Raw genomic sequence first — 14,946 nt, 5'->3', positions numbered from 1 at the left:
TCGAGGAATGCCCCTCGCCCGCCGAGATCGCAAACATACTCAACCCCTTCGACCAGATCGAGGAACGCGTCGACACTGCCATACCGCTCTAGTAGGCCGTGAATTGTCGCCCAGGTCCTGCTCAACGTGCACACTCCAGTTCGTCAATCGTTCGCATTACCGCGGCCGCGGACGCGTCGCGCCGGTCCGGCGGTACGTGGTGGGAGAAGAAGGGGACGTCGCCCCGAGCCAGTCCTCGAGGAGGGCATCGGTCTACGAGCCGCACATGTCGGACTCAGTGCAGTACACGTAGCCGACGGGACAGCGAACGGCTGCCATGTCGTGGCGCACGGCGTCGTTGGTCAGTCGTCGGCGTGCTGCCGTATCGAATCGCCATCGCCATCGCCATCGCCAGCCCTCGGCTACCTCGACGAGGCCCGCGGCGGCAACGCGCCTCAGTTGTTGCGCGGTCGCGCGTGGGCACCCGCGCGTGACACTGCACGCGCTGGTGGCGAGGACGGCCGTAGTGTCAGGAACCTCTCAGCGCTCACACCACACGGTCTGGACGTTCGTGAACTCCTGGAGTGCGTAGTGGGAGAGCTCCCGCCCGAATCCGCTCTTCTTGATGCCACCGATCGGCACCCTTGGATCCGAGACACCGACCTTGTTGACGAATACGCTGCCGGCCTCGATCCGGGCCGCCACGTCCTCGGCTCGGTCCAGATCTACGGTCCACACCGAGGATCCCAGGCCGAATTCCGAGTCGTTCGCAAGCTCGACAGCATGCTCGGCGTCAGTGGCCGCGATCAGCACTGCCACAGGACCGAACAGTTCCTCGGTGAACGCCGGGGTGCCCGGAACGACGTCGGCGAGCACCGTAGGCACGTAGAAGAAGCCGTCACCGGGGACCTTGGCACCGCCCGTCACGAGTGTCGCGCCGGCCGCGATGCTGCGCTCTACCTGGTTCGCGAGTTGGTCGAGCAGGTCCTCGCGGGCGATCGGACCGACACGCGTGCTTGGGTCGAGTGGGTCGCCGACCGGGAGCGTCTCGACCTGCTCGACGAACTTGCGGGTGAACTCCTCCCGGATCGGCTCCTCGAGGATGATCCGCTTCGCCGCGATGCAGACCTGACCCGAGTTCTGGAAGCGCGCTGTGACAGCAGCCTCCACGGCAGCGTCGAGGTCGGCGTCTGACAACACGATGAAGGGGTCCGAGCCGCCGAGCTCGAGCACCGAGCGCTTGACCTCGCGCCCGGCCTGCGTCGCGACCGCCGAGCCTGCTGCGACGCTACCCGTCAGCGTGACGCCGACGATCACGTCGTCGGAGATCGCCGCCGACACTACGTCGTTGTCGGCATTCAGGACACTGAAGGCGCCTCGGTCGACCCCTGCGCGCTCATAGACGTCCATGAGCGCGAGCCCGCACCCGACGGTCGTCGGGGACGGCTTCAGGAGGTACGCGTTACCCCCGAGCAGGATACCGACGCTGCCGCGCATTGCCTGCCAGATCGGAAAGTTCCAAGGCATCACGGCAAGCACGACGCCCAGCGGGCGATAGTGCACGCGCACGCCGGGACCGGCGGGCGTCGGGTCCGGCGCGAGGACCTCGGGTGCCAGGTCGGCGTACCACTCCAGGACGTTGGCGCACTTGAACACCTCTGCTCGTGCCTCGGTGATGGGCTTACCCATCTCTGTGGTGACGAGCTCCGAGAGCCGGTCGACATCGTCCCGGAGGATCTTCGCCGCGCGCCGCATGACGTCGCAACGCTCGGCCAACGGCCTTGCCGCCCAACTGCGCTGGCCTGCGGACGCGACAGCGAGCACCTCGCTGAGCCGCTCAGGGGCCAGGAACGGGTACGAGGCGACGTGCTTGCCGGTGGCAGGGTTGATCGACACTGCCGCAGTGGTCATGGCAAGTTGCTCCTTCGAGTCGGGGTGGTGCGAGCCGCACGATCATCGCGCGCTCCTGATCTGGCTGAGCACCTCGTCGTGGTGCTCGCCGAGGCGGGGAGGCGAAAGGCGGACCGTCGGGGCGTTCCCGTCGAACTTCCACGGCGTGTTCACTACCCGAGCACCGACGACGTCGTCGCGGTCGAACGTCATGACCATCTCGCGCGTCTTGGTCGACTCTGCCTCGAGAGCCTCGCCGATATCGGCCACGACGCCGACGGGGACTCCCACCTGCTCAAGGACGGCGACCGCGTCGACGGTGGTCATCCGCACGAGTGTCTCGGTCAGGGTTCCCAGCAGCTCGGCACGGTGCTCGACGCGCAGGGGATTCGTGGCGAAGCGCTCGTCGGCCACGAGGTCCTCACGTCCGAGTGCCGAGCACATGCGCTGGAACTGCGAGTCGTTGCCGACGCAAAGGTTCACGAAGCCGTCCGCGGTCGGGAACATGCCGTAGGGACAGATCGTGGCGTGCCCGTTGTGGTCCGACGGCGGGACGACTCCGGTGGCGAGGTAACGAGCCCCGTGATGAGTCAGCATCGACAGCAGGCTGTCCTGCATCGAGATGTCGATGACGCGTCCGCGACCTGTCCGCACTCGCTCGACGAGCGCACTCGAGATCGCCGACGCAGCGAACATGCCCGCCGCGATGTCGGCGATCGGAACCCCCCACTTGGTGGGCTCCCCAACGGCTCCGGTCATGCGCATGACTCCGCTCGTCCCCTGCACGATCTGGTCGTAGCCTGAGCGCGTTCCCTGGTCCTGGCCGAAGCCGCTGATCGAGCATACGATCAGTCTGGGGTGCGCCGCACGCAGCTCCTCGGCGCCGAGTCCCAGCCGCCGCGCCGTACCGGGGCGCCAGTTCTCGACGACCACGTCGGCCGTCGCGATGACCTCACGTGCGATCGCAGCGTCGGTCGGTTCCTTCAGGTCCAGGGCGACGCTGCGCTTGTTGCGGTTGACCGACATGAAGTAGGCCGCGTCGCTACCCAGGAACGGGGGTCCCCAGTGCCGCGAGTCATCGCCCCGCGCTCTGCTTTCGATCTTGATCACGTCCGCGCCGAGGTCTGCCAGCATCAGCGTGCAGTACGGGCCGGACAGCGCCTGCGTGAAGTCCACAACGCGGATGCCCTCGAGCAGTTCGATGGCATCTGCGCCTGCGTGCCTCAGGCGCTCAGAGTCCGGATGCATGTGTGTCAGTGACCTGCGGACTCGAAGTGCGGCAGCTTGAACGTCATCAGCGAGCCGGCGTCGACCGGAAGGCTGATGCCGGTGACGTAGCGCGCGTCGTCGCTCGCGAGGTACAGCACGGCCTTGGCGACGTCCTCCGGCTCCACGAACGGGATCGGCAGGGCATTGATGCTCCGCATGCCCGGCATTGCCTCCTCGTAGGTGGCTGTCTCCTTGCCGGCGAAAAGGCCGCTGAAGGCGGGGTTGTCGATCATCTTGGTATTGACGCTCGTCGGGCACACCGTGTTCACGCGAACGCGGTACGGCGCCAGCTCGGCCGCGAGGTTGTGCATCAGGCCCTCGACGGCGTGCTTGGCCATCACGTAGTGCGCGATGTTGATCTCGGCAGTCTTGCCCGACACCGAGCTCGTCAGGATCACCGAGCCGCCCTCGCCGCGCTCGAGGATCGACGGCACTGTCGCCTTGATGGTGCGCAGGGCACCGGCGCCGCAGACCTCCCACTGGTCACGGAGCTGCTCCTCCGTGATCTCCCAGGCGCGGTTGAAGCCGTTGACCGTACCGGCGTTTGCCACGACGACGTCGAGGCGACCGAACTCGGAGAGGCCCTCCTTCACAGCGACGTCCAGCGACGTCTGGTCGCGCACGTCGGCGACGCACGCCACGATGCGTCCGCCACGCTCGCGCACCATGCGAGCCGTCTCCTCGAGGTCCTGCTCGCTCGCCATTTCGTACGGGACGGTGTCGATCTGCTGGCAGACGTCGACAGCGATGATGTCTGCTCCCGCGCCCGCGAGCTCGAGCGCGTGTGCACGCCCCTGTCCGCGAGCGGCGCCGGTGATGAAGGCGACCTTGCCGGTCAGCTTGCCCATGTTCTTCCCCTTGTGATGAGTACGCCGCGCCCGCGCGCAGGGCACCTGGCGGCGGCGTGACGATGTGTCGCGTGTTTTGGGGCCGGCGAGATCTCGGCTGGAGAGGCCGTCGGCGCCGGCACAGCGCGCGGATGCGCCGCTCTGCACCGACCCGACCGGTCAGCCATCGGGCTGGTCGGTCAGCGGCCGGACCAGTACGGCGCCAGTGCGGGCACCGGCTCCTTCGGCGTGCGGCTCGGGTGGTCCTCGACCTTGAACGAGTCGGGAACCAGTCCAAGCTGCTCGGCCTTGACCAGCAGTGCCATCAGTGGCGAGTGCCAGCGTGCCATCGGGATGGAGCCCTCCAGGATCCAGAAGCCGTCCTGCGCCGTGGGCTTCACCACGTTGCGCAGCTCGCCGTCGGTGCCGAAGCCCCACGCGGGCCCGAGCTTCGCCGCCAGCTCCTCGCCGAAGTACTTCTTGACGCCCTCGCTGATCGAGCGGTAGGCAGTCGCGAGGATCACGACGTCGTACGGCTCGGTCGTGCCGTCCGTTCGGATGATGCCGCTGGAGTCAAAGCGCTCCACGTCCGCGAGCTTCATGATGCCGATCTCTCCGGCGATGATCGCTTCCGAGGCGCCAACGTTCAGGTAGTAGCCGCCCTTGGACTGGCTGAGGTAGCCATAGTAGAAGCCCGTCCCGTCCTCACCGCCCCACGTCTCCAGGCCGGCGGCCGCGAGACGCTCGTGGAGGTCCTTGTCCTGCGCGTCGATGAACTTCTGGAACTCCTGGAAGCCCTGTCGCTGCTGGTGAAAGACGCCACCGGCGAGGAAGCGGAAGTCGACGAGGCGCGTCTCCAGCGAGCGGTCCCGGTAGACGCCGTACATCTGGTTGGCGGTCTCCAGGTCGACGACCATCAGCGGACTGCGCTGGACCATGGTGGCCTGGCCTCCCGACTTGACGATGTCGAGAGCGAAGTCGTGCGCTGAGGTGCCCGTGCCGATGATCAGAACCTTCCTGCCCGCGTAGTCCCGACCGTCGCGGAACTGGCTGGAGTGCAGGACCTCGCCCTGGAAGTCCGACAGACCCGGGAAGTCCGGGATGTTGGGCACGTCGCTGCCGCCGGTCGCCATCATCACGTGCTGCGGGCGCATCGTGCGCACCGAGCCGTCGGCCTGGCGAACCTGGACCTCCCAGACGCCCTCGTCCTCGAGACGACGACCGCCGAGGAACTCGGTGCCGCCCCAGAAGTTGATGTCCAGGTGCCGGATGTACGACTCGACGAAGTCCGCGACCTTGTCCTTGGGCAGGTACTCGGGGAACGACTCCGGGAAGGGCATCAGCGTGAAGTGAAGCATGTTGTGCGGCTGGTGCAGGAACAGCGACTCGTAGCGCTGCCGCCAGCAGTCACCCGGGCGGGGCAGCTTGTCGATGACCAGGGCGTCGACGCCCAGGCGGCCCAGGTGCGCGGCCGTCGAAATCCCCCACTGACCGCCACCGACGATCAGGACCTCGGGGTCACGATCGGCGTAGGCTTGACGTTCGGCGCGGTGCTCCCACCAGCGGACGTCCGGGTTCTGGGCGTCGAAGCGTCCCTCCGGCGGCCACACCGGCTTGGCGTCGTCGAGCTCGATCAGCCGGGTGAGCAGCGTCGCGCCGAGGAGACGCGACGAGTCGCTCGGGTCGGGGACCAGGTAGGCGAGACCCTCGGCCGAGCCGGCCGCCACCGAGAAGGAGAAGAACAGCTCGACCGAGCCGACCGAGCCGCCCTCACCCAGGGTGACCGTGGGAGCGGGCCAGTTGGCCGCGAGCGCGAAGTCTCGCGGTGCGATCGTGGGCGCGGTGGCAAGGAGGAGCTCGGCGATCGCCTTGTTGTCGTGGGCCTGGCGCAGGTTCCAGGTGAAGGCGAGCAGGTCGCGCCAGCCGGCCTGCTCGACGAACAGTGACTCCAAGGCCGCGCGATCGCACGCGGCGAGGGCCGAGGAAAGAGCGTCGAGCCACACGACAGCCTGCTGCTTCGCGCTGGTCTCGACCTGGTTCGGGGCGTCCTGAACGGTCATGTTCACCTTCTCGTGGGTCCAGAGCTCATCGGGCCTCCACGATGACGACACGGTGCCATCGGAGCCTTCCGTCGAGCGTTGATGTGGGGAGCCTAAGTGCGCCTGAGGGACCGGGCTTGCCCGTCAGCGTCAGCGGTATTGACCAGGTGAGCCACGTGAGCCACGTCGCACCGCGCCGGGTTCGGCCGTGGAAGACGAACAGCCGGCCGACCACCCCTGAGGGAGGCCGCCCGGCTGCTCGCGTGGTCCCGCCCCGCGGCAGAACCGCGGGCTCAGCGCCCCGCGATGCGGTCCGCGACGCGGGCAGGCCACGCCGTGCTAGTGGACTTCGAGCGCGATTCCAGGTGGTCGGCCCAGGAGTACGCCTTGTACAAAGCGTTCGCGCCGAGCCACCTGAGCGGCTCCGGCTCCCACCGGCGCGGACGCTTGCGTACCCACGGCAGCCTGGTCAGCTCGGTCTCGCGACCCGTGATGAGATCGGCGACGAGGCACCCGCCCACGTAGGCGGCCGTCAGGCCCTGGCCGGCGTAGCCGCCGACGTGGGTGACCTGGGCAGCTTCATCGACCTCGACGAACGGCGACCAGTCGCGACTCACCCCGATGACACCGCACCAGGCGTGTGCCAGCTCGAACGAGATCCCAGGGAACAGCTCCCGCAGTGCCGCGTCCAGGGCCTCGACCGTCTGCTGGTACACCTGGCCGTCCTTGTCCGTCGCCGAGCCGAAGCGGTAGGGCTTGCCACGGCCTCCGATCGCGATGCGGTCGTCCGCGGTGCGCTGGGCGTAGAAGAACGTGTGCGCCGAGCCGCTGAGGCACTCCGCGCCGTCCCAGCCGATCTTGGCCCAGTCCTCCCCCGCCAATGGCTCGGTGACCACCATGGCGCTGTTCATTGGGAGCAGGCGCCGCTTCTCGCCCTTCTCCCAGCTCGAGTACCCCTCGGTCGCCACGACGGTGTGCCGACCCACGCGGACGGAGTGCCCGTTCACCACCAGACCATGATCCACCAGGTCGGTGACCCGTGATCCGGTGTAGATCGCGACGCCAGCGTCGCGCGCGAGCCGGGCCAGACGGGCCAGCGCCTTGACGGGATCGATGCGGTAGCAGTCCGGCGAGTAGATGGCGCCCCTAGCCTCGCTGACCGCCACCCGCGCGGTGGTCTCGGCAGCCGACAGCACCCGCAGGTTTTCCGGCGCGACACCCCAGCTGCGCGACTTGGCCTCGTACTCCTCGACTCGCCGCATCTCGCTCGCCGTGCGCGCGACTTGCATCCACCCGCCGCGGCGAGCATCGATCTGCTCGACTCCGAGCAGATCGACGACCTCGTCGAGGGACCGGACCAGGATGCGGTCTGCCGACTGGACGCCGGCCCAACCCTGAGGCTGCCTGGCGAGTACCGGCCGCAGGCCCACCGGCTTGGCGGAAAGCCAGCCGCCGTTGCGGCCCGAGGCTCCGTAGCCGATCGACTCCGCCTCGAACAGCGCGACTGTGAGCGACGGGTCCTTCACGGCGACCGACCAGGCCGCCCAGAGCCCGGTCAGTCCACCCCCGACGACTGCGACATCGACGTCGAGGTCCGTATCCACCGGAGCGAAGCGAGGCGCGTCGATCCCCGGGCGAGCAATCCAGTACGAGATCTGGCCGTTCTTCATGACTCTCCTGTCGAGCTGGCCGAGCCGCTTCAGCGGATCCGGATCAGCTTCTTGTTGACGAACTCATCAATGCCGTACCTGCCGAGCTCACGGCCGAACCCGGATCGCTTGATCCCGCCGAACGGCAGCTCGACGCCGTCGGCCTGGACGCAGTTAGCGAACACCATGCCGGCCTCGATGCCGTCGGCGACGCGAGCGACCTGCTCGGTGTCGGCGCCGTATACGTAAGAGCCGAGGCCGAAGTCGGTGTTGTTCGCGATCGCCAGCGCCTCTGCCTCGTCCTTCGCACGGAAGACCATGGCGACCGGACCGAAGAACTCCTCCTTGGCGATCGGGTGCTCCGGGTCGATTCCGGTCAGCACGACCGCTGGGAACCGGGCACCGTCACGCTCGCCGGTCACGAACTGCTCGGCGCCCGCCTCGACGGCGCGCTGCACCTGGTCGGCCAGCTCGTCGGCCGCTGCTTGGGACACTATCGGCGCCAGCTGCGGCGCACGCTCCTGCAGCGCCGCCTGGAACCGGGTGAGGAATGCGTCGTAGGCGCGGTCCAGCACGATGAATCGCTTGGGCGCGTTGCAAACCTGCCCGACGTTGCTCAGCCGACCCGCACAGGCGGCCTGGACGGTGGCGTCCAGGTCGATGTCGTCCAGAACGATGAACGGATCCGAGCCGCCGAGCTCGAGCACGACCTTCTTCAGGTGGTGCCCGGCCAGGGCGCCCACGGCCGAGCCGGCTCGCTCGGAGCCGGTGAGCGAGACACCCTGCACCCGGGGGTCCGCGATCACGTCGGCGATCTGGTCGGTCGTCGCGAAGATGTTGACGAAGCTGCCTGCGGGAGCGCCTGCGTCCGCGAAGATCTTCTCGATCGCCTCGGCCGTGCCCGGGCACTGCGACGCGTGCTTGAGCAGGAGCGTGTTGCCGGCCGCGAAGTTCGGCGCGGCGAACCGTGCCACTTGGTAGCAGGGGAAGTTCCACGGTGCGATTCCGAGCAGCACGCCGACCGGCGAGCGGCGCACCACCGCCGACCCGCTGCCCGCGAGCAGCTCGATCGGCTCGTCGGCGAGGAAGGCCTCCGCGTTGTCCGCGTAGTACTCGAAGATCAGGGCGGAGAAGTCTACCTCGCCGAGTCCCTGGTCGAGCGCCTTGCCCATCTCGAGCTGCATGGTGCGCGCCAGGTCGTCACGCTGCTCACGGTGCAGCCGGGCGACCTCGCGCAGGATCGCGACACGCTCTGCGACGGCGGACGACCGGCTCCAGCCACGGTGCGCCTCCTCAGCGGCGTCGACGGCGGCCCGGACCTCGGCGTCCGTGGCAGTCGGGTAGTTCTTGAACGTCTCCCCGGTGGCAGGGTCGACGATCGCGTAAGCCATGGGTTCCTCTTTCGCGCAGTGGATTCGGCATGGGCGTGGCCCACTCGAAACTATGCAAGGTTCAGGCAGTGGTTTTGCCGCTCAGCGACGGATGTGTGGACGCGGCGCGCCACCCGGGGCGGGCGCCGGCACCGTGAGCGGGTGGCGGGCCCTGGGCGGCCGGGACACGCCACCCGCGAGGGGGGAGACCGGTCAGACCCGGCCGGCGCTCGCCTCCGTCAGCGCATGGTCGAGCTTGCTCAGACCCGAGTCGGGCGTCAGGCTCGCCGATGATGATCGGCAACACGACGTGGACGCGGTTGAAGTTCGAGACCGGGAGGAGTCCTCGCTTCTTGCAGGCGGCGCCGACCGCGTTCTCCGGGCTGCCGCCGCCGTAGGGTGCCGGCGGCTGCCGGGGCGCACGATCGCGCACGAGCTCGACGGCCCAGAACGCGCCCACCCCCCGGACCTCTCCGACCCACTCGTCTTGTCGGCCAGCTTCCGCAGACCGGGCCCGAAGACCGACTCGGCCAGGCCCGCCGCGTTCTCGACCGCGTCCTCGTCCTCCATCGCGCGGATCGTGGCGAAAGCTGCGGCGCAGGCGAGGGGGTGGCCCGAGTAGGTCAGACCTCCGGGGTAGGCGCGCTCGGCGAAGGTCTCGTTGATCCGCTCGCTGATCGCCACGCCACCTAGGGGCACGGAGCCGGAGTTGACGCCCTTGGCGAACGTCAGGAGGTCCGGCACCACGTCGCCGTGCTCGATCCCGAACCGCCTGCCGGTCCGGCCCAAGGTGCACACCGCACGCACGCACGCACGCCGGCCCTGGTCTGCGAGACCGGCCAGCGGGTCCAAGGGCTCCTGGTTTCAGGGCCGAGCGCGGACGCCCAGTCCCTGGTCGACGCGGTCGCCGAGGCGGCCCATCGTCCTCTGCCGGTCGTCGTCGGCGCTGGTCGGTCGGTGAGCTCGATCAACGACGTGGACCGCACCCTACGCGAGAGCCTCCAGGTGCTCAACTCGGTTAAGAAGGCCGAGGACAGGCTCGTTCACCGGCTCGAGGACCTGCACCTTCGGGGCCTTCTCGCACCGATCGCGGACGACGACCGGTTGCGACTGTTCGTCGAGCGAGACCTGGGTCGTCTCCGGGCCAACGACGAAGCTCATAGACCGACCACCTCTCGGTGCTTCGAGCCCTGGTCGAGCACGGCTCGGTTAAGTCGAATGCCGCCGCGAGCCTGCACCTGTCGCGCCCGGTCTTCTACGACCGCCTGGCCAAGGCGGGGCGCGTGATGGGAGTGGATCTCGACGACCCCGAGATCGTGGCCTCCCTCCACCTGGCACTTCTGGCGTCGGACATCCTCTGACATCGTCGCCGGCGGCGAACGAGCGAGGTCCGGAGCAGCACTGCGGATCTGGACCCCGCGACGTGGTGGTGCCCAGGCGGCGCGTGTCAGGGCGTGACCTCCCGGAAGCCGGCGTCGACGGGAAGGTCGACACCCGTGATGTACTTCGCGGCGTCGCTGGCCAGCCACACGACCGCGTCTGTCACATCGGATGCCTCGATCATGCCGACCGGGAGGATGTTCCCGGTCTCGTTCTCGAGCATCTCCGGGTTCTCCGCGTACCACTGCTGGATCGCCGGGTTGGTGATCATGTACGTCGCAACCCCGGTGGGGGCTACCGAGTTGACCCGGATCGAGTACTTGCCGAGCTCGTTGGCGAATGTGCGCATGATGCCCAGCACACCGTGCTTGCTGGCGGTGTAGTCCGCCATCGTGCGAAGTCCGCGGCGGGCGCCCGACGAGCTGGTGAAGATGATCGACCCGCCCCGTCCACCGGCGATCATCAGCGGAGCCGTCGCACGGATCGTGTTGAAGACGCCGGTCAGGTTGGTGCCGACGACCGCCTCCCAACGGGCATCGTCGATCTCCAGGCTGCTCAAGGGCCCGAACGAGTAGGCCCCGGCGTTCGCGACGACGACGTCGACGCGCCCGAAGCGGCTCTCGACCTGCGCGACGCTCTCGGCCAGCTCCTGACCGCGGCGCACGTCGGCCCGCAGCGACAGAACGTCGGCGCCGAGCGCCTCGGCCTCCTTGGCGGTCTGCGCCAGCTCGTCGGCGCTGGCCAGCGCGAACGGGATGTCTGGGTCGTCCTGACAGATATCGACCAGGGCCAGGTCGTATCCGAGCTCCGCCAGCCGGAGCGCGTGCGAGCGGCCCTGGCCGCGGGCGGCACCCGTGATGAACGCGACGGGCCGGCTCATCCGAGAGCCCCTTCGAGACACACGAGAGGCGTGGAGCCTGCGCGCGACGACGAGCCGCGCGCGCCGCTGTCGGCCGTGATGATCGGGAACATCTGATCTCTCCTCTGGTCTGTGTTGGAGGCGTGCCGGTCCGGCCGTGGACGCCTCCGGCTCGCGCACCACCGGCGAGGCTCCTACACGCGAGACACCGGCGGCGGCACCGGTCCCTGGCGCGCAGGGCTCGCGATGGCCGTCGAGCCTGCGGTGCCTGGTGGGCGATGCCTCGAACGTATCGCCGGCGCTCCGCTCTGATGTTGTCCCGCAGCGCCACTGCTGTGCACACCGCGCGCCAGCCACCGCCGCCCGGTTGCGGGAGGTGCCTAAGGCGCAGGAGCCCGCACGGGACCGACCCGGTGCGGGCTCCTGCGCTGTCGAGCGGCGACCGAGCCTCAGGCCAGCCCTGCGAACACGGCGCGAAACTTCTCATGCACGCGCCACGTCATCGAGCGTCCCCGGGAGAACGTCGCGACATCCCCTTCGCCGAGCTCGAACGACTCGCCGTCGTCGTAGGTCACGGTGACGCGACCGCGCACCACGTGCACCAGCTCGTCGACGTCCACCCCCGCGAGCACCCCTTCGGAAACCTCCCAGATCCCGCCATGGACGTCACCGCCGGGCGAGTGCCACAGCAGCGCCACCGAGGGACGTGGATCACCCTCCAGCACTCGGGCGGGGTCGATCACGTAACCGTGGACCTGGACGGCATTGGGGTCAAAAGGCATCGTCATCTCCTTCGATCCTCGCCGGGATCAGACCGGCGTGGTCTGCCGATCGGCGGCCGCCACGAAGAACTCGTCGGCACGGCGCAGCGCCTCCACGTCGTCGAGCACCTGCCCCGGGGCGCTCGCGTAGCCGGTCAGGACACCGCCCCACGTCATGCCGAGGTAGTCCGCAGCCATCTTCAAGGTGGCGAGCGCGGGGTCCGCGGTGGACGTGTCACGATCAGCCAGCGCCATCACGACCCAGAGTGTCTTCCCCCTGGTGCGGTCGCGGAAGTCCAGCCCCGGAACCTTGAGCCAGCCTGCCCAGTAATCAAGCAGCGCCTTGGTCGAGCCAGAGACGTTGTACCAGTACAGCGGCGTGGCCAGGACGACGTCCGTCGCCTCCAGCGTGGCGTCGAGGAGGTCCTTCTCGACACCTGTCGGCTGCGGCACCTGCGACCCGGTGTGACGGTGGTCCTCGAAGCGCGGCAGCACCTGGTCCTCGAGGTGGATCCACCGCTGCTCGGTGGTATCGGGCAGCTGGGCGGCGGCCCGCCACGCGAGCAGCTCGGTGTTGCCGTTCTTGCGGGCGCTTCCGAGCAAGAAGAGGAAGCTCGAAGTCATCTGAGGGTTCTCCGTAAGTCGATGTCGCGTTGTCGTGACGGCCCGCCGGCAGGGCGGGCCACCGACCTGGGGCAATGGGGCATGCCGGCTGCAGACTCATATCCCTCCCTCGCCGCGTCGGCAGCTGCCGGGTGCAATGACGAAACCGTCTGTACCGACGCTAGGCCCGCACCGGAGCCGGGGCTTGCCTCAACGTGCCACTCCGTTGCACCGCCCGCGCCAGGCCGAGGTGGACCCTACGCGGCGGCACCCGCACGACTACCCCTGAGCGGCGCGGTATTGCTTCGGACCGATCCCGTACTTTGCTGTGAACGCGCGGCTGAACACCTGGAGGCTGGAGAAGCCGAGCTGACTCGCGATGAAGCTCACCGACTGGTGACGGTAGGCGTTCGAGACCATCCGCTGCCTCGCCTCCTCGAGGCGGATGTCGCGGATGACAGCCGTGACCGTGTTGCCAAACCTGGCGAACAGGCGGTGCACAGAGCGCTTGGACATGAAGAACGTCTCGGCGATCTGGTCGACCGAGAGCTCGTCGGAGTCGAGGTTCCGGGCGATGAACTTGACGATGTCGTCGTACTGCTGCCGCCAGCGGCCGTTGCCCTCTTCGGGAGTGGCCAGCTCGAGGGCAGCGGTGACGAGCAGGCCGCGCACCCCGTCGGCGATGCGGATCGCGCCTGCCTCCGACAGACCCTGATCGATCTCATGCAGGCCGACCAACGCGGGTGCGAGCCACCGGCCGATGGGCGACGCGGCGAGGAGCGGCCGCGCGGTGACGGCCTCGCATTCGGTGTCCGAGAGCCCGAAGTGCTCGCGGGGCCAGACGAAGTCCAGGACCCGCGGGGTCGAGTCGAGCACCATCGAATAGGGGCGCCGGCTGTCGAGGAAGGTCAGGTCTCCGGCCTGCAGCGCGCAGGAACGGCCGTCCTGGACAACCAAGCCCTCCCCCGCGACCAGCATCGTGGCAACGATCGACTCGACCGGGTGCGTGCGGATCATGGAGTCCGTGCGGCGCACCGCGAACGGACTCGATCGCATGTCCACGGTCTGCAGATGATCGAAGCGGCGCTGGGTCAGGGATCCGCCGAACCGGCCGTCACTCGGCACCATGACCTCGAGCGCACCGTAGACCCGCCAGACCTCGTCCGACCAGTCGCCGACGGTGCGCGAGGGCACCTCTGCCGAGGCCGAGTCTCGGACTGCCGTCATGAATCTCGAGTTCGACGGAGTGGCGTTCATGAAATCTCCCTGTCCCTGTGCCACACCACGGCCCGTGCGCTTCGCGCCATCCCCAGAAGTGTCATGGAGCCTGCAGTGACTGGCGACCATCCTCCCACGATGATCATGCCAGGAGCCCGCAACGGCGGACAGAATGACTGACTCCTGCCAGATTCGTGACAATCTGCCGCAGGCGATCGTCGGGTCGTCCGCATGATCACGCGTGTCTTGCCGGGTTCGTCGATTCTCGCGAGGTGCCGACCGGAGCGCGATGCAGCGACCCTGCGACCACGGCGCCTGACGCGCAGTGCTGAGCAGGCTGTCACTGGACGTCAAGTGTCTCTCGTCTCATCCTCCTAGGGTCGGTGCAGCCGACAGAACGGGGTGACGCACAGCACACATCGAGGAGGTCGACCAGAGCGACCATCCCCCGGTCAGGCACAACGCCCTCGGCAGCTCGGAGTCGGACGGTTTCAGACGGCAGGCCTGGAACCCGCTGGACGCTCGTCAACTCAGAATCGATCTCGGCGGCACCGCCGCCGCAATGTCAGTGAGGAACAACATGAGCCACGCAACTTCGGAGCCGCAGGCTCGCGATGGCGATGACGGCACTCGTCCGCACGCGAGAGTCGCGGTGTCAGCATCCGCTCCGGCGGAGGCAAGGCTCCGCGGAAATCTCGGCACGGTCGAGCTCGCCTTCACGGCCCTGGCGTTCAACGCCCCTCTGCTCGTAGTGGGTGGGTTCATTCCGGTGATCACGGGCGCCGGGAATCGGCTGGGTGCGCCGGTCGCCTTCCTGGCCATGGGGGTCCTTCTCCTCGTGTTCTCCGCCGGTCTCAACGCGATGGCCACGCGGATGGTGCGACCTGGCGCCTTCTACGCCTACGTCGCGCGCGGCCTGGGGCGACCGCCCGGCCTGAGCGCGGCCTTCCTCGCCATCCTCACCTACATCGCGCTGGGCGCCGGCACGTTCACCCTCTTCGCTGTGGCAGTCGGCGACTTCTCCACCACGGTGCTCGGCGTCTCCGGCACCGGCCCGTGGTGGCTGTGGGGGCTACTCGGCTGGGCGATGGTCACCGCACTT

At 68.5% G+C, this 14,946-nt stretch carries 13 protein-coding genes and 2 pseudogenes; 3 read left to right on the top strand and 12 right to left on the bottom strand.

Annotated elements, in window-relative coordinates; all coding sequences use genetic code 11:
• Window positions 1–519: 519 nt before the first annotated feature.
• The 7 genes from ACYQ1K_RS21975 to ACYQ1K_RS21945 all read right to left on the bottom strand — a co-directional run bounded on the left by ACYQ1K_RS21975 (window position 520) and on the right by ACYQ1K_RS21945 (window position 9,875).
• On the bottom strand, window positions 520–1,890 hold the full coding sequence (locus ACYQ1K_RS21975) for an NAD-dependent succinate-semialdehyde dehydrogenase (RefSeq protein ID WP_459985445.1): 1,371 nt from the start codon (window positions 1,888–1,890) through the stop codon (window positions 520–522).
• 42 nt (window positions 1,891–1,932) lie between these two features.
• Window positions 1,933–3,117, bottom strand: coding sequence for a CaiB/BaiF CoA transferase family protein (locus ACYQ1K_RS21970; protein WP_459985444.1), 1,185 nt, complete (start codon window positions 3,115–3,117; stop codon window positions 1,933–1,935).
• Between the two features lie 5 nt (window positions 3,118–3,122).
• Complete coding sequence (locus ACYQ1K_RS21965; RefSeq protein WP_459985443.1) at window positions 3,123–3,986, bottom strand: mycofactocin-coupled SDR family oxidoreductase; 864 nt, start codon at window positions 3,984–3,986, stop codon at window positions 3,123–3,125.
• A gap of 179 nt (window positions 3,987–4,165) precedes the next feature.
• The gene (locus ACYQ1K_RS21960) at window positions 4,166–6,025 is read right to left on the bottom strand and encodes a flavin-containing monooxygenase (protein WP_459985442.1); all 1,860 of its coding nucleotides are present in this window, start codon (window positions 6,023–6,025) and stop codon (window positions 4,166–4,168) included.
• Between the two features lie 272 nt (window positions 6,026–6,297).
• Entirely contained in the window at window positions 6,298–7,674 is a 1,377-nt protein-coding gene (locus ACYQ1K_RS21955) for an NAD(P)/FAD-dependent oxidoreductase (protein WP_459985441.1), read from the bottom strand.
• Window positions 7,675–7,703: 29 nt separating this feature from the next.
• Entirely contained in the window at window positions 7,704–9,044 is a 1,341-nt protein-coding gene (locus ACYQ1K_RS21950) for an NAD-dependent succinate-semialdehyde dehydrogenase (protein ID WP_459985440.1), read from the bottom strand.
• Between the two features lie 192 nt (window positions 9,045–9,236).
• Window positions 9,237–9,875, bottom strand: a complete 639-nt coding sequence (locus ACYQ1K_RS21945) for an aminotransferase class III-fold pyridoxal phosphate-dependent enzyme (protein WP_459985438.1) — start codon at window positions 9,873–9,875, stop codon at window positions 9,237–9,239.
• Here ACYQ1K_RS21945 and ACYQ1K_RS21940 point away from each other — a divergent pair.
• Window positions 9,777–9,977 (top strand): annotated as a pseudogene (locus ACYQ1K_RS21940) (hypothetical protein); the annotation flags it as partial. The gene ACYQ1K_RS21945 and the pseudogene ACYQ1K_RS21940 overlap by 99 nt on opposite strands.
• 33 nt (window positions 9,978–10,010) lie before the next feature.
• Here ACYQ1K_RS21940 and ACYQ1K_RS21935 read toward each other — a convergent pair.
• Window positions 10,011–10,184, bottom strand: coding sequence for a hypothetical protein (locus ACYQ1K_RS21935; protein WP_459985496.1), 174 nt, complete (start codon window positions 10,182–10,184; stop codon window positions 10,011–10,013).
• 17 nt (window positions 10,185–10,201) lie between these two features.
• Here ACYQ1K_RS21935 and ACYQ1K_RS21930 point away from each other — a divergent pair, with 17 nt between their 5' ends.
• Complete coding sequence (locus tag ACYQ1K_RS21930) at window positions 10,202–10,384, top strand: helix-turn-helix domain-containing protein (protein WP_459985437.1); 183 nt, start codon at window positions 10,202–10,204, stop codon at window positions 10,382–10,384.
• An 86-nt stretch (window positions 10,385–10,470) separates the two neighbouring features.
• On the opposite strand, the gene ACYQ1K_RS21925 is transcribed toward ACYQ1K_RS21930, so the two are convergent.
• From ACYQ1K_RS21925 to ACYQ1K_RS21910, 4 genes are all read right to left on the bottom strand, one after another.
• Window positions 10,471–11,283: a mycofactocin-coupled SDR family oxidoreductase gene (locus ACYQ1K_RS21925; protein WP_459985436.1), complete on the bottom strand. Its 813-nt coding sequence runs from the start codon at window positions 11,281–11,283 to the stop codon at window positions 10,471–10,473.
• Window positions 11,284–11,711: 428 nt separating this feature from the next.
• Window positions 11,712–12,044, bottom strand: coding sequence for a cupin domain-containing protein (locus tag ACYQ1K_RS21920; protein WP_459985435.1), 333 nt, complete (start codon window positions 12,042–12,044; stop codon window positions 11,712–11,714).
• Between the two features lie 27 nt (window positions 12,045–12,071).
• On the bottom strand, window positions 12,072–12,647 hold the full coding sequence (locus ACYQ1K_RS21915; RefSeq protein ID WP_459985434.1) for a flavodoxin family protein: 576 nt from the start codon (window positions 12,645–12,647) through the stop codon (window positions 12,072–12,074).
• A 258-nt stretch (window positions 12,648–12,905) separates the two neighbouring features.
• Window positions 12,906–13,853 carry a helix-turn-helix domain-containing protein gene (locus ACYQ1K_RS21910; RefSeq protein ID WP_459985433.1) on the bottom strand — a complete coding sequence of 316 codons (948 nt, stop codon included), beginning with the start codon at window positions 13,851–13,853 and terminating at the stop codon, window positions 12,906–12,908.
• Between the two features lie 643 nt (window positions 13,854–14,496).
• Here ACYQ1K_RS21910 and ACYQ1K_RS21905 point away from each other — a divergent pair.
• Window positions 14,497–14,946, top strand: a pseudogene (locus ACYQ1K_RS21905) (amino acid transporter); the annotation flags it as partial.

This window comes from Nocardioides sp. AN3, assembly GCF_054653495.1.
The sequence above is the reverse complement of the archived record's forward strand: the minus strand, read 5'-3'. Positions and strand labels throughout refer to the sequence as shown.